This is a genomic window from Sphingomonas cremea (genome assembly GCF_021502585.1).
GTDB lineage: Bacteria > Pseudomonadota > Alphaproteobacteria > Sphingomonadales > Sphingomonadaceae > Sphingomicrobium > Sphingomicrobium cremea.
The window spans coordinates 508,567-523,362 of record NZ_JAKFGM010000003.1 but is presented as its reverse complement, the minus strand read 5'-3'; the positions used below and the strand labels follow the sequence as shown (position 1 = coordinate 523,362).

The 14,796-nt window shown below is 61.1% G+C and carries 15 protein-coding genes; 10 read left to right on the top strand and 5 right to left on the bottom strand.

Annotated features, from left to right (window positions below; all coding sequences use genetic code 11):
• Positions 1 to 28: 28 nt before the first annotated feature.
• The 4 genes from LVY65_RS12825 to LVY65_RS12810 are packed head-to-tail and all read right to left on the bottom strand — an operon-like array spanning position 29 to position 1,865.
• The gene (locus tag LVY65_RS12825) at positions 29 to 424 is read right to left on the bottom strand and encodes an acyl-CoA thioesterase (RefSeq protein ID WP_235068644.1); all 396 of its coding nucleotides are present in this window, start codon (positions 422 to 424) and stop codon (positions 29 to 31) included.
• 10 nt (positions 425 to 434) lie between these two features.
• Positions 435 to 950 carry a thermonuclease family protein gene (locus LVY65_RS12820; RefSeq protein ID WP_235068643.1) on the bottom strand — a complete coding sequence of 172 codons (516 nt, stop codon included), beginning with the start codon at positions 948 to 950 and terminating at the stop codon, positions 435 to 437.
• A gap of 57 nt (positions 951 to 1,007) precedes the next feature.
• Entirely contained in the window at positions 1,008 to 1,259 is a 252-nt protein-coding gene (locus LVY65_RS12815) for a DUF2171 domain-containing protein (RefSeq protein ID WP_235068642.1), read from the bottom strand.
• A 36-nt stretch (positions 1,260 to 1,295) separates the two neighbouring features.
• Positions 1,296 to 1,865 carry a hypothetical protein gene (locus LVY65_RS12810; protein WP_235068641.1) on the bottom strand — a complete coding sequence of 190 codons (570 nt, stop codon included), beginning with the start codon at positions 1,863 to 1,865 and terminating at the stop codon, positions 1,296 to 1,298.
• A 129-nt stretch (positions 1,866 to 1,994) separates the two neighbouring features.
• On the opposite strand from LVY65_RS12810, the gene LVY65_RS12805 reads away from it, so the two are divergent.
• From LVY65_RS12805 to fahA, 3 genes are all read left to right on the top strand, one after another.
• Positions 1,995 to 2,195 carry a hypothetical protein gene (locus tag LVY65_RS12805; RefSeq protein WP_235068640.1) on the top strand — a complete coding sequence of 67 codons (201 nt, stop codon included), beginning with the start codon at positions 1,995 to 1,997 and terminating at the stop codon, positions 2,193 to 2,195.
• A gap of 108 nt (positions 2,196 to 2,303) precedes the next feature.
• Positions 2,304 to 3,569, top strand: coding sequence for a homogentisate 1,2-dioxygenase (gene hmgA, locus LVY65_RS12800; RefSeq protein ID WP_235068679.1), 1,266 nt, complete (start codon positions 2,304 to 2,306; stop codon positions 3,567 to 3,569).
• On the top strand, positions 3,569 to 4,867 hold the full coding sequence (fahA, locus tag LVY65_RS12795; RefSeq protein ID WP_235068639.1) for a fumarylacetoacetase: 1,299 nt from the start codon (positions 3,569 to 3,571) through the stop codon (positions 4,865 to 4,867). Before hmgA ends, fahA begins: the two co-directional genes overlap by 1 nt.
• On the opposite strand, the gene LVY65_RS12790 is transcribed toward fahA, so the two are convergent.
• Positions 4,864 to 5,814, bottom strand: coding sequence for a ketopantoate reductase family protein (locus tag LVY65_RS12790; protein WP_235068638.1), 951 nt, complete (start codon positions 5,812 to 5,814; stop codon positions 4,864 to 4,866). The genes fahA and LVY65_RS12790 overlap by 4 nt on opposite strands.
• A 203-nt stretch (positions 5,815 to 6,017) precedes the next feature.
• Between LVY65_RS12790 and LVY65_RS12785 the strand changes: the two genes are divergently transcribed.
• The 7 genes from LVY65_RS12785 (at position 6,018) to LVY65_RS12755 (ending at position 14,668) form a co-directional block, all read left to right on the top strand.
• Positions 6,018 to 6,425, top strand: a complete 408-nt coding sequence (locus LVY65_RS12785; protein WP_235068637.1) for a UrcA family protein — start codon at positions 6,018 to 6,020, stop codon at positions 6,423 to 6,425.
• Between the two features lie 165 nt (positions 6,426 to 6,590).
• The gene (locus LVY65_RS12780) at positions 6,591 to 6,773 is read left to right on the top strand and encodes a methylated-DNA--[protein]-cysteine S-methyltransferase (protein ID WP_235068636.1); all 183 of its coding nucleotides are present in this window, start codon (positions 6,591 to 6,593) and stop codon (positions 6,771 to 6,773) included.
• Entirely contained in the window at positions 6,770 to 7,468 is a 699-nt protein-coding gene (locus LVY65_RS12775; RefSeq protein ID WP_408021994.1) for a 2OG-Fe(II) oxygenase, read from the top strand. Before LVY65_RS12780 ends, LVY65_RS12775 begins: the two co-directional genes overlap by 4 nt.
• 41 nt (positions 7,469 to 7,509) lie before the next feature.
• On the top strand, positions 7,510 to 8,028 hold the full coding sequence (locus tag LVY65_RS12770; protein WP_328282523.1) for an RNA polymerase sigma factor: 519 nt from the start codon (positions 7,510 to 7,512) through the stop codon (positions 8,026 to 8,028).
• Between the two features lie 36 nt (positions 8,029 to 8,064).
• Positions 8,065 to 8,994, top strand: a complete 930-nt coding sequence (locus tag LVY65_RS12765; protein ID WP_235068634.1) for a FecR family protein — start codon at positions 8,065 to 8,067, stop codon at positions 8,992 to 8,994.
• 41 nt (positions 8,995 to 9,035) lie between these two features.
• On the top strand, positions 9,036 to 11,366 hold the full coding sequence (locus LVY65_RS12760) for a TonB-dependent receptor (RefSeq protein WP_235068633.1): 2,331 nt from the start codon (positions 9,036 to 9,038) through the stop codon (positions 11,364 to 11,366).
• 101 nt (positions 11,367 to 11,467) lie between these two features.
• The gene (locus LVY65_RS12755) at positions 11,468 to 14,668 is read left to right on the top strand and encodes an autotransporter family protein (RefSeq protein WP_235068632.1); all 3,201 of its coding nucleotides are present in this window, start codon (positions 11,468 to 11,470) and stop codon (positions 14,666 to 14,668) included.
• Positions 14,669 to 14,796 lie beyond the last annotated feature (128 nt).

The window sequence follows — 14,796 nt, the reverse complement described above, 5'->3', positions numbered from 1 at the left end:
AGGTGTACCGCCGTACGGAGAGGCCGCCTTATAGGAAGGGGGCGATTACGTCGGGAGGTACACGGATCGGACGGCCGCTGGCCTTATCGATTATTGCCCATTGGGTCACCGCGCGAACCCGCACCTTTCCGTCGTCGCCGACGAATTCCATATGCCGGTCGAAACGAGCGCCTTTTGGCGCTTCGCCGACCCAAGTACGGCCGGTCAGCACGTCGCCCTCAAGGGCGGCGCGCATATAATCGATCTCGTGGCGGACCACGACCCAGACGTAATCGTCCTGATGCTCAGGCGAAGCGACGCTGTACCAGTGGGCCAACGCAACTTCCTGAATCCATTGCACCCAGACTGCATTGTTGACGTGCCCAAGCTCGTCGATGGCGTCCGGAGGCGCGACGATGCGATGCTCGAAGACAGGGCGCTTCATGTGAGGCTGACTAGCACCAGCTGCGCTTGGACCCGATATAACGGTGGGCGAGACCCTCATCGATTAACTGACTTCCGATCGAGTCACCACCTCGTTCCAATACCATCAGTTCGCGCCCATAGCGGTCTTGCGTCTGCAGCCGATGCGCAACCATGTCGAAGGGGCCCTGGTCGAGCAGCGCAATCAGCCGGTCGGCGGATCGCCGGGCTAAAGCCGCTTCCTGAGGGCACCGTGGTTCGGCGAGTTCGGGTGCATCGATTCCGACAATACGGATATTGCGATCGCCCAGCTTGAAGGTATCTCCGTCAATCACGCACGCTACGCCGCGACCGGGCCCGCATGGAGTGAAGGTCGCAGCAACCACTTCTCGTTTGGCAAGTGGGCCGAATGGGGGGATCAGCGCGGGATCGAACAGGGCGCCAGCCAGGATCAGCAGCGGGACAAGCACCATTCCGCGACGAAGGTCGCGACGAGTGGGCTTGAACGAGATCGGCCGCGGGGCCGGACGGAAAGCCTTGCGTTTCATGGCCGCGGACTTTGGCGCAGTCTTGCGAACTGCGCCAGTCCGTCCGGCGCGGCATGATTAGTTGCCGCTTTCCTCTTCTTCGAAAGTCACTGCTACGTCGGCATTGGCCGACAGGCGAACCTGATTGCCTTCGACATCGGCGACCAGTCCGCGCGAGATGAAATGGTGATGGCCTTCATGGCTGCCCTCGCCGCTGTCGGCCTTGGTCAGCTTGATGCGGTCTCCTTCGATCCGGTCAACGGTTCCAAGATGGACCCCGTCGGCGCCAATCACTTCCATCTGCTCCCTGATGTCCTCAAAACCGCTCATCGCTATCCTCCTTCATGACAAGACCGAAACGAACATTCACGGCCGCGGTTGCACTTCGCTTCGGTAAATATGCCATTGCCGTTGCTCGGCGGTCGAGCCGGGCACGTCGTTGACCCGTCGAAGCGTAACCGGTCCAACGAGATTGAAGGGCTCGCCGGTCTTGAGCTTGCCATATAGGCGGAAGGGAATGTCGACATAAGCTGACCCGGCTGCTCCCTCCATTGGGCCTGGCGCACCGACCTCGGAGTGAATTTCGGCGTATTTCTCATAACCGGCAGCGAATTGCGCTTCGGTCATGCCACTTGCGCGGCCTCCGTCCGACCATTTGCCGTAAGCCTCTGCAAATTTCCGCTGCTCCAACAAACCGCCGAAGCGCTGGAGAACCTGACCCGCCCCTTGCGCGCCCTTTGGATCGATCTTCCCTTCGGAAATCGGCGTCCGGTCGTCCGGCAATCCGCCGGGCTTTATAACGTCGGGCGACGCTTTTGGGGCTTGGGTCGGTTGATTTTCCGGCGGGGCGACCGACTGGTCGGCTTTCGTAGGCTGACGTCCGTCACATGATGCGCAGGCGATCGCCGCCATCACGACAAGCATTCTTACGGTCACTTATGGCTCCCTTTTTTCGAGCCTCTACAGCGCTTCTTGCCCATCATCGTTCCACCTGCCGCTTGTTTGGAACCCGCTGCGCAAGCAATCGTTCGTTACGCAGCAAAAATGGAATTCAGGGAGTGAAAAATGGCAGATGAACGCGATACCGACGATCGGGTGACGATTGTCGAAACGGACGGCGGCGGTGGCAGCGGAGGAGTGCTGGCGGTCGTGCTGCTAGTAATCGTGGTGCTGGTGCTCCTGTTCCTGTTCCGCGACCAGCTCGGCTTCGGCTCCGACAAGACCGAGATCAGCATTCCCGACAAGATTGAGGTCAACGTCAACTGACGCAGATTTGCGCGACGCGGATGAGACGCGTAACGACCCCCTCGCTTCACCCATGAAGTCGAGGGGGTTTTCGCAGCCGTGAGCAACGCGCCAAACGATCTTCAATATATGACCGGCTTCGGCGGCCAGTTTGAGACAGAAGCTGTTGCCGGGGCGCTTCCGAAGGGCCGCAACAGCCCACAGCGACCTTCCTACGGACTTTATGCCGAGCAATTGTCGGGAAGCGCCTTCACTGCTCCGCGGCACGAGAACCGGCGTAGCTGGCTATATCGCATGCGACCCACCGCCGATCATCGGCCGTTCGAGCCATTCGGCGGAGCCAGGCTTTTTTCGGCTGCGTCCGGCGAAGCGCCGCTTGCTCCGAACCGGCTGCGCTGGGACCCGCTAAACGATTTACCCGACGGCACCGATTTCGTCGACGGCATGGCGACGATGCTGGCGACCCGTGACCCCGCCGAGTTGATAGGCGTCAACGTACATATCTATCGCGCCACCCGGAGCATGGATCGCCGCGTCTTCGCCAATGCGGACGGAGAGATGCTGGTCATCCCCCAAGAAGGCGAGATTGAGCTGTTCACCGAGATGGGACGCCTGCGGGTTGCGCCGGGCTGGATCGCCTTGGTGCCGCGCGGCGTACGCTTTCGCGTCATGTTGGGTGGCGGAGTGGCGCGCGGTTATGTCGCGGAGAATTTCGGCTCCCCGTTCCGCCTCCCGGAGCTGGGACCGATTGGGTCAAACGGCCTTGCCAATGCGCGCGATTTCGAAACGCCGGTCGCATCATATGAGGACCGGGACGAGCCGTTCGAGCTGGTTCAGAAATCGCTCGGCCATTTGTGGACGACGCACCTCGATCACAGCCCTCTCGACGTCGTGGCATGGCACGGCAACTACGTGCCCTGGCGCTATGAGCTGGCGAGGTTCAATACGATCGGCACGGTGAGTTTCGATCATCCCGACCCCTCGATCTTCACGGTGCTAACCAGCCCCAGCGAGACTCCGGGTCGCGCCAATGCCGATTTTGTCATATTCCCGCCACGCTGGATGGTCGGCGAGGATACGTTCCGCCCGCCCTGGTTCCATCGTAACGTGATGAGCGAGGCGATGGGGCTGATTCACGGCGATTATGACGCAAAGGCGGAAGGCTTTCGCCCCGGCGGCCTGTCGCTTCACAATATAATGAGCGGACATGGTCCCGACGTCGAAAGCTGGCGAAAAGCGAGCGGCGCGGAGCTGAAACCGGTCAAAATAGAGGGGACGATGGCGTTCATGGTAGAAACCTGCTGGCCCTATCGACCAACGTCATATGCACTTGAGCACGCCCAGCCCGATTACGACCAGGCTTGGGCTGACTTTCCCAAGGCGAAGATGCCCTAATGACCGGGATCGACGAAACCCATGATCCGGCCCGCCAAAGCTGGGTCGAAAGCGCCAACGGCCATCCCGATTTCCCAATCCAGAATTTGCCGTTGGGGGTCTTCTCGGTGGCTAAGGGCGAGCCTCGGATCGGAGTCGCAATCGGTGAAATGATCCTAGACCTTAAAGCCTTGTGCGGCGCGGGCCTGCTCGACAAGCAGTGGAGCCCGGCGCTTGGTTCGGGATCGCTCAACGCCTGGTTCGCCCAAGGACCTGCCGATGCCCTTGCGCTTCGCAGGCGTCTGTCGGAACTGCTGTCAAATGACGGCAATCGTCACGCGGTCGAACCGCATCTGGTGAACTCGGCGAATGCTGAGATGCACTTGCCCTGCAGGATTGGTGACTACACCGATTTTTACGTCGGCATTCATCACGCGACAAATGTCGGCAAGCAGTTCCGACCCGACAATCCACTCCTTCCCAACTATAAATATGTACCGATCGGCTATCATGGACGCGCCAGCTCGGTGCGCGTGTCGGGCGAGCCGGTGGTGCGGCCCAAGGGCCAACGCAAGTCGCCCGAGGCCGAAGCGCCCGAATATGGACCGAGCCGACGCCTCGACTATGAGCTTGAGCTCGGCTTCTTTGTCGGCAAGGGCAATGAACTGGGCACGACCATCCCGATCGCTGAGGCCGCCGGCCAAATTGCGGGCTATTGTTTGCTGAACGACTGGTCGGCACGCGACATCCAAGGATGGGAGTATCAGCCGCTAGGTCCATTCCTAGCGAAGAATTTCCTGACCAGCATCTCGCCCTGGGTCATTACTCCCGAGGCTCTCGCGCCCTTCCGCAAACCCATGCCCACGCGCCCGGACGGCGATCCTGAGCCTTTGCCCTATCTCTTCGACCCGTCAGACCAGGCGAAGGGAGGGCTGGGCATCCAATTGGAGGTAGCGCTGCTTACGGCGAAGATGCGCGAGGCAGGATTGCCGCCGCATGTGCTTAGCCGCGGCGACGCCAGCTCCGCCATGTACTGGTCGGCGGCACAGATCGTCACCCATCATGCATCCAACGGCTGCAATCTCCAGCCGGGCGACCTGATCGGAACCGGTACATTGTCGACCGCCCAGTCGACCGGCCTCGGTTCGTTGATGGAGATAAGCGCGGGCGGCAAGGCGCCGATCGAGCTTCCTGGTGCCGAAAAGCGCAGTTTTCTTGACGACGGCGATGAGCTGACACTCTCTGCGCGTTGCGTGGCCGAGGGTGCGGTGCCGATCGGGTTCGGAAGCTGTACCGGGCGAGTGCTGCCGGCGACCTAGAGCAGGCCGCGACTTTCGGCCATCAGCCGGGTGATCGCGTAAAGGGTATCGATGCTTGGCGTCGGCACGCCGACGCGGCGTCCGATTTCACGCGGAGCGCCCACTAACGCCTCCAACTCGATCCTTCTGCCCGCTTCGACATCTTGCAGCATCGACGTCTTGAAAGCGCCGAGCCGCGCAGTGACTGCCATGCGATCTTCTCCGCTTTCGCTAATTGGACAACCGATCGCCCCTCCCACCGCCGCTGCCTCGGCCATGCAGGCAAGGATGAACGGTTTTAGCTCGGGCTCGGTAAGCAGCCGGTCGGCCGTCGCCTCGGTCAGCGCCGATAATGGGTTCATCGTCATGTTGCCCCACAGCTTGTACCAGATCGCCCGGCGGACATCCTCGCTGACTTCGACCCTGATGCCGGCGTTCTCGAACAGACCGGCAAGCTCACGAACGCGCTGGCTGGTCCCGCACTTTGGTTCGCCCAGGATAAGCTTGTCGGCATGGGCCACCTCGACCGAAGCCGGCGAGGTGCGACGGCAAGCGGCATGAACAACGCATCCGACGAGCTGGCTTAGAGGGATGGCCTGCGAAATCAGCCCGCCGGGATCCACCGACGACAATGGCTCACCATCCAGAAACCACCACGGAACACCGTTGAGCATCGGCAGAATCAGCGTTTCCGGCCCGGTCATCGGTCCCGACACACCGGCTACGTCGCCAAGGGCTGGGGCCTTGACCGCGATAATCAGCAAGTCCTGCCGGCCGATCGCGGAGGGGTTATCCGATGCGCTAACCTCGACTCGCTCGGTAACCTCCCTCTCGCGCACTGTGAGGCCATCTCGAAGCGCCCTTAGCGTTTCGCCTCGGGCCAAAATTGAAACCCGGTTGCCTGCAAGCGCCAGCCGTGCCGCAATCCACGCGCCGATGGCCCCGGCGCCGATGATGCCGATCTTCATCGTACCGCTATGCCGACTGAGTCGAAGTTGCGCCAGACGACCGCCGTTCGCCGATTGGTCGATACCATTCGCCGCTTCGCCCCAAGTGCAGAGCGCTGGCCGAAATCGGGCTGCAACACCATCGAAGCATCGATGCAATCGTCCGCAACTAGAGGCAATGCCGCGGTCACCTCTTCGTGACCGAGGATGAAGGGAGACTTGAGATGCTTGCCCGATTCAATCGCAAGACTGCAGCCGTACTGTCAGGGGTAACGGCATCTCTGCTTGTCGCGGCATCGGCTTCGGCCGCCCAGCAAGGGCCCGTGGTCGTCTACGCGGAGCCCGACAATGTCCGTACCGAACGCGTAACATATGCCGACCTCAACCTCGCCGACCGCGCCGATCAGAGGAAGCTGGGTCATCGTGTGACGGGCGCCGTGAAACGCGTTTGCCTGTTCGAAAACAGCCGAAGCGGATTGCAGGATGCTGGCTATTATGGCTGCGCCGACGACGCGTGGGACGGGGCGAAACCGCAAATCGCCCAGGCGATCCAGCGCGCCAAGGATATTGCAATGACCGGCAAATCTTCGATCGCCGCAACCGCGATCTCCATCAACGTCGCTTCTCGCTAGGCCGGTACCGCTCGTAAGAAATAGGAGCCGCCATGGTGGTAATGCACGGGCATGATCGTCATGGCGGCACGCACATGGGCGAATATTGAGGGTTTAAGCGCAAGCTACGGATATCGTCGGGCACCAGGTCTGAGGCAATGACGAACTCCTTAAAGGAGTTCGAAAATGCACAAGGACAACCATGGACTGTTGGCCCGCGCAGTTGCCCAGGCCTGCGCATCAAATGACATCGCCGTCCTCATCCCCTGCCACCGCGTGGTGAAGTCGGATGGGTCATTGTCCGGCTATCGCTGGGGCACGGCGCGTAAGAAGGCCCTGCTCGAAATCGAGCAGGCTGCTCGGCCATGAGCCTGCCGCCAGCTTCGGATGAGCGCTGGATAGAGGTAAGTAACACACTAAATCGGGATGGTTTCAGTGTCTTGCCCGGCGTTCTCGATTCGCACCAATGCAAGGAATTGATTGAGAGTTACGACCACTGCCGATTTCGGAGCACGATCAACATGGCCCGCTACGGCTTCGGCAGCGGTGAGTATAAATATTTCAGCTATCCATTGCCGCCGGCGCTGACGGAACTCAGGCCCCAAGCATATGATCGGCTCGTCGGCCTGGCAAACGACTGGTACGCCGCGATGGGCAAGCCCGACCGCTTTCCCGCGGCCCATTCCGACTTTCTCAAACGATGTCACGACGCCGGTCAAACCCGTCCGACGCCGCTCATCCTGAAATATGGGTCGGGCGACTACAACACCCTTCACCAGGATATTTATGGAGACAATGTATTCCCGCTGCAGATGGCAATATTGCTCAGCGACCCGGCCGATTTCGATGGTGGCGAGTTTGTTTTGACCGAGCAGCGCCCGCGGCAGCAGTCGCGTGCCAACGTCGTGCAACTGGCCCAGGGCGATGCCGTGATCTTTGCCGTGCGGGAGCGGCCGGTTCGCGGCACCAAGGGCGTTTATCGGGTGCAGCATCGCCACGGAGTCAGCCGGCTTCATCGCGGCTCGCGATTTACGGTTGGAGTGATCTTTCACGACGCAGCCTAGTCTGTTGACGTCCGTGGCCCTAGAAGCGCGCTCGTTTGACCATGGCGATGCACCAAGGATTACAGCAGGTTTTCGAGGAAAACCGCGAGTCGCTCCTGCGCTATTTGCGGGCGCACGGCGCTGGGGATTCGGCCGAGGACCTGTTGCAAGAGCTTTGGCTGAAAGCCGCTTCACATCCTGGCGGACCAATCGCATCGCCTCGAAACTATCTATTTCGGGCCGCCACAAACCTGATGATCGACCATCGCCGGTCCGAATTCCAAGGTCGGCGGCGCGAAGATGAATGGTCGACGCTTGCCGACCGCCTGGGTAATGCCGTCGCCAATGATCCGGGGCCGGATCGCGGACTTGATGCGCAACGCAGGCTCGCGACGGTCGAGCGCGAACTTAGGAAGCTTTCGCCCAGGGCCCTGGCGATCTTTCGCGAGCATCGCCTTGAAGCGCGCACGCAGCGTGACATCGCTGCTCGATTTGGGATTAGCGCAAGTACGGTCGAGAGTGATTTGCGGCAGGCCTATCGGCTGCTCGACGAGATTCGGAGGCAGCTCGATGAGGAATAGCCCAATCGACTCCGTCTTGAGGGACATGAGGTGGGAATGACCCGAGACGCCGACGACGCCCGCGAATCCGCATTGCACTGGATTGTTCGCACGAACGATCCAGCGTTCGAGGCGTGGGAAGAGTTTACCGACTGGTTGGAAAAGAGCCCGGCCAATGCCGAGGCCTATCACCGCTTGGCGGGCAGCGAGGCCGACCTTTGTCCGATCGTCGCGGCGATAACGATGCCTAATGGGGCCGGCGAAGCTCACGCAGAGCGAGGGGGACGCCGTGGACTGGCCGTTGCCGCCGGAATTGCCGCGCTTGCGGGCGTGATGACCGCAATCGTCGCACCTCGGTTGATGCCACTCGATTATTCAACTGCACCTGGTGAAACCAGGACGATTGCACTGGGTGACGAAGACCAGTTGATAATGAACGGCGACACTCGCCTGTCTCTATCCGGATTTGGCCGACGCACGGTCAAGCTCGAACAAGGGCAATTGCTGTTACACTTAAGGGAATCCGGGAAGGGCCCAGTCGAAGTCCGCGCTGGCGATCTAACTGTGGTCGATGTCGGCACTGTGTTTGAGGTCGTGCGAAACGGGAAATCCACTAGCGTGGCGGTTAGCGAGGGCGCGGTGCTCGCCGATCCGAATGGGGCACAGCTTAAATTGTCGCCGGGAGAACGACTCGACACCGTCGATGGCGCCGACGTCCTGCAGGCAGCTCCAGTCGACCCGGCCGCCGTCGGGGCGTTTGCGCGCGGACAGCTGATTTATGCCGACCAGCCGATCGAGCAAGTCGCCGCCGACCTCCGTCGGTCGACAGGTATCGACTTTTCGACGACCCCCGCTATCAGGGCGCGCCGATTCAATGGCACATTGTCGGTTGCTGAAGTGAAGCGTGATCCCAAATCGCTGGAGCCCTTGCTAGGCGTATCCTTGAAGCGATCAGGCCGGGGCTGGGTGATGGGAGGAAAGGGCTAGGAATTCGACTGCTGATTGCTAGCGCGACCCTTTCCGCGCTCTTGTCCCTTGCCGCCCCCGGCCACGCCGCTACCCAGTCGATCGATGTCCCCAAGGGGACGGTCGGCCAGGCGGCGTTCGCCATCGGCCGCCAGGCCGGGGTCAGCATCGCGATTCGCGACAGCAGCCTGTTAAAGCGTCCATCGCCTGCCATCCGCGGGACTATGGGAGCCGAACAAGCCCTGATGCGGCTGGCAGAAGCGAGCAGGCTCAAGCTTCAGAAAGTCGGCCCGCGGTCCTATTTGCTCCTCCCCAGACCGCCGCAAATTGCAAACGACCAGCGCCCGCCCACTCCTCGCGCGGTGCCGTCGCCTGTCCCGCAGCCAGTCGAAGAGACGCAGGATATCGTCGTCACGGCCAGCAAGCGCGATACGCTTTCTCAGCGTTTTCCCGGTCAATGGACCCGCATTGACGGGCATGAGTTCGCGCCGTTGGGCGTGGCTGGAACGGAGGCGATCGAGGCGCGGTCGGTGGGTTTCTCTTCGACCCATCTTGGCGCCGGCCGGAACAAGCTTTTCATTCGCGGTATCGCCGACTCCAGCTTCAGCGGGCCGACTCAATCGCCGGTCGGGCAATATTTCGGTGACATGAGAACCGGCTACAGCGGACCCGACCCCGACTTGAAGCTCGTCGATATGAACTCGGTTGAGCTGCTCGAAGGCCCGCAGGGAACGCTTTACGGTTCAGGTGCGCTCGGCGGCATCGTCTTGCTCAAGCCCAATATGCCGATCTTCGGCGAGATTTCCGGAGCAGCGGCCAGCGGTGCATCGGTGACCTGGCACGGCGATCCGAGCTATGACCTGTCCACGACGATCAACGCTCCAATTGCCGACAATATCGCATTGCGGGCCGTCGGATACCATGCGCGAGACGGGGGATATGTCGACAATCGCGCGACCGGAGAGCGGGACATCAACAACGTCCGGGTCAACGGCGGCCGAGCCACGCTTTCCGCCGAGTTGACGCCCGGCTGGTTCATTGACCTGGCCGGCATTGGGCAACGCATTCGGGGCGCCGACAGCCAATATGCTGATCGGGACCTGCCGGGCCTTTCCCGATACAGCTTTGTCGACCAGCCATTCGATTCGGACTTCACCCTCGCCAGCTTCGTCGTTCGCAAGGATAGCGGCTCTCTTCGCTTCCGTTCGACTTCCGGCGCCAGCTGGCAGGACGTTGACGAGAATTTCGACGCGTCGACCGACGGCAATATTCGCCAATTACGGCAGCACAGCAGGGCCCGCGCAGTCAGCAATGAAACTAGGTTGTGGCGACCGATGTCCAATGGGTACAGCTGGCTCGCCGGCTTCAGCTCGATCGTCCACCGCTACAAAGTGTCTCGCGAAATTGCCCAGGACGACACGATATTCGACCTCTCCGGGGCCGAAAACCGGGTGCGCGAGACAACATTGTTCGGAGAAGTCGGGTTTGAATTGACGCCAAAGATCGAGGCGACTGTCGGCGCTCGATATACTTTGTCCGACCTGTCAGGTTCCGGCGAGCATTTAAGCCCATTGGCGGCATCCCGGCTGGGAGACGAGGATACTGAGCGGAAAGAGCAAAAGCTGCTGCCGTCCGCGGCCCTGCTGGTCCGTCCGGTTACGGGGCTTACGGTCTATGCTCGCTATCAGCAGGGCTTCCGGCCGGGCGGTCTGTCGATCGCCAACGACAGCGTCCGGCTCTATCGCAACGACCGGCTGGCCACCGCTGAAGCAGGCTTTCGCTATGGCCGTCCCGGGCGTGACCGTTTCGACCTGCAGGGCAGTGTGACCCATAGCCGCTGGTACGACATCCAGGCCGACTTCCTCGACCCTAGCGGGCTCCCCGTGACCGAGAATATCGGCGATGGCCGTGTATGGACGCTAACTGCAAATGGTGGCGTTCGCGTCACAACCGAGCTGCGGCTTGAGGCTGGCGTCGCATGGAACGACGGCAAGGTGACTCGAGCCGCGGGGGGACTGCTCGAAATGATGGCTCCGGCAGGGGGAACGATGCGCATCCCCAACATCGCCCGCGTCGTCACCCGTGCGGCAGTCGATTGGAACCATGCGCTCGGTAACGGTCGCGCCCTCGAGGCCAACGCATATGCCCGCTATGTCGGCCATTCACGCCTGGGTGTCGGACCCCAACTTGGCGAAGAGCAGGGCGACTATCTCGACTCGGGGCTGGTCATGCGCTTGTCCGACGAGAGTAGGGCGTTATCGCTAACGGTCACCAACTTGACCGATGCGGAAGGCAATCGCTTCGCCTTCGGCGCGCCGATGGAAACAAGCGCGGATCAACTCACGCCCTTAAGGCCGCGGACCATTCGCCTCGGCTTCGAGCTGAGCTTCTAAAAAGATTCAAGGCAAGCGTCAGGCGTCTCCGTCTGACCAACTGAAAGCCATTTCCGCCCACTCGGCGGAAGCGGCCTTACCGTTGGGAAATGGGGAAATTAATGCGCCACGTACTGTTCGCTTCGACCTGCATAGCCACCCTGGCATCGCCGCTTGCCGCGGAAACGACGATCTCCACGGCGGTCACCGGCCCTGTCCGTACGTCGACCGTCAAGGCAGGCACGCCGGATGATATCTTGATCAATTCGACCGGCACGGTGAACGGAACCGCTGCCGGTGGCGTCATCATTGACGGCAACCAAAAGCTCAACAACCAGGGCACGATCCAGATCGGCAGCGTTTCGGGCGCGGTCGGTGTCGATGTTGCCGCAGGCGTCACTAGCGGCATCACCGTTGGCGGAAAGATCATCGTCGACGAGGCATATACGCCTACCGATGCCGACAATGATGGCGACATCGACGGGCCCTTCGCACTTGGAAGCGACCGTTATGGCATTCGGACGAACGGCGCGTTCAACGGTAACATCCTGATCAGCAGCACTGGCGTCATCACCGTCGAGGGCAACAACAGCTACGGCATTTTCCTGGGCGGTCCACTGACTGGGAATTTCACGCATGATGGAAAGACCACTGTCCTGGGCAGCAACACGGTCGGAGTGCAGCTGGCCGATGTGACCGGAAACGTCCGCCTGGCCGGTGAGATAGCCGCGCAGGGCGAGGGCGCAATTGCGGTGCGCTCCACTGGGGACGTTACCGGCGCAATGGTACTCCAGGGCAAGATCGTCGCCACCGGATATCGCTATCCGACGCCGCCGGCAGACCCCTCGAAGCTCGACGCCGACGACAAGCTGCAAGGCGGTCCGGCCGTTTCGATCGAGGGCGACGTAAGCAAGGGAATCATCGTTGCCGTTCCGCCCAAGGACAATAGCACCACCGACAATGACGAGGATGACGACGGAATCGAAGATTCCAAGGAAGGCTCGGCGGCAATTGCTTCCTATGGGTCCGCTGCGGCGCTGCGGATCGGTTCCGCCGGTGCGATCAATATTGGCGCCACGGAAGGCACCGGCACCGGCTTCGGCCTGATCGTCGACGGCAGCATATTAGGCGACGGGGTCTATTCTGGGGTCAATGGCAACGCCCTGCAGATCGGCGGAATGGGCGGGACGGTGAATATCGCCAATGGGATCGGCGTTAGCGGATTGATCCAGGCGAGATCGCTCGACAAGGTCGCAACCGCCATTAGCCTTGGCGCGGGCACTTCCACGCCCGAGTTGCGCAATTCCGGAAAAATCACGGCCAGCAGCGGCTCCACCGCGGGATCCATCGCAACGGCGGTCGAAATTGGTGCCGGGGCCAGCCTTCCAGTTCTCAAGAACAGCGGAGAGATCAAAGCATCTGTTGGCGGAACTGATGGCACGGCCATTGCAATTGTCGACAAGTCCGGGACCCTGTCGCAGATCGAAAATAGCGGCGCAATTACAGCCACCGGCGCGGCTTCGACGTCGACCCGCAATGTTGCCATCGACCTCAGCGCCAATACCACCGGTGCGACCATTAAGCAGACAGTAGTGGCGGCCAATTTCACCGCACCGTCGATCACTGGCGACGTCAAGTTCGGCACCGGCAGCGATACGTTCGACATCGCCGACGGTAAGTTAGCCGGCAACGTCAGCTTCGGCGATGGTGACAACAAGTTCCTGCTGTCGGGCGATGCGACCGCCAGCGGCAACCTGACCTTTGGCGCGGGCGCGGACATATTGACCACTTCCGGCACCAGCATCTTCAATGGTGCGGTCGATTTCGGCGGCGGTGCAGATACGCTAACAATCGGCGGCACGTCCTCATTCACCGGCCAGCTCAGCAATGCCACCGGCCTTGCGGTTTCGGTTCAAAAGGGAACGTTCGGAGTCGTCAAAACAGCCTCTATCGCATCGTTGTCGGTAACCGATGGAGGAACGCTTTCGGTCTTGCTCGACAAGACCCCAGGCGCTTCGAGCGTGCTCAACGTCAGCGGTACTGCAAGCTTTGCCGAAGGCTCCAAGCTTAAGCTCAGCGTTGCCAACGTCGATCAGGCGGAAGGCCACTTCATCGTCATCAACGCCGGCACCTTGACCGGCGGCAGCAACCTGGCAGCCACGACGGATCTGCTGCCTTTCCTCTACAAGGGATCGTTGACCGTAACCGGCAATCAGGTTGCGGTCGATATCACCCGCAAATCGGCGACGGAGCTCGGTCTCAACAAATCGGAAACCGCCGCCTATGCCGCGATCTACGCCGCATTGGGTAACGATGACGATATCGGCGACAGTTTTCTTGGCATTCGCAATCAGGACCAATTTATCGGCTCCATCCGCCAAATGCTTCCAGAGCACGCAGGCGGTGCATTTGAAGCGGTGACGATGGGCGATCGTACGACTGCGCGTTTCCTGACCGATCCCAAGGCGCCCTACGAGGACGAAGGCGGGATGACTTACTGGGCGACCCAGGTGGCGTGGGGATCGTCGAAGAGCATCGGTGACACCGCGGGATATAAGATTGGCGGCTGGGGCTTTACCGGTGGCGCGGAAATGAGCACCAAGCTCGGCCGGTTCGGCGCTTCTTTGAGTTATCTCTGGGGTGAGGATAACGATCGGGCGACCGACAATAATGTTGCAGCCAACCAATATTCGATCGCCGCGCATTGGCGCCTGCAAAGGGGTGGCTTCCAGGTCGCCACACGCGCCAGCTATGCTTTCCTTGATATCAAGGGAACGCGCTATTTTCGTTCGGATACCGGCGATGCTCCGATTGACCGAACGATCAAGGGCAATTGGAACGGCAACCTCTTCTCGGCCTCTGCAAATGCCTCCCAGGAGCTGTGGGCCGGTTCCTTCTTCATTCGTCCGTCCGCCGGAGTTGAATATTACCGGTTGAGCGAGGACAGCTACCAGGAGAAGGGCGGCGGGGATGCTCTCGACCTGACCGTCGATAAGCGGAAAAGCGATGAATTCGCCGTCAACGCATTGTTCATCACAGGCTTCGAGCTTGGCGCGATGCGGCCAGACGAAGGCTATTTCCGGTTCGAACTGGAAGCCGGCCGACGCCAGATTGTCGGAGGCGACCTGGGCAATACGAGCGCGCACTTCGAAGATGGCGAAACCTTCGTGCTCGAGCCCGAGCAGCGGAAGAGCGGCTGGGTCGGTCGCCTTCGCGGTATCGGCGGCAATGCCGGGTTCCGCCTGGCAGGCGAAATCGGAGCCGAAGAGCGCGAAGACAAGGTCGGATTATCAGCTCGGGCAAGCCTCGTCCTAGGCTTGTAGTGCCCGAAGGCCGCCGCCCCGTTTAATTGCCCCAAATTCCCGGCGGGGCGGCGGCCAAATATTCAAAAACCATAATTTCCTGGCGGCGCCCGGCATTGACGCCATCATCCGCCATGGACCCTGCCCAT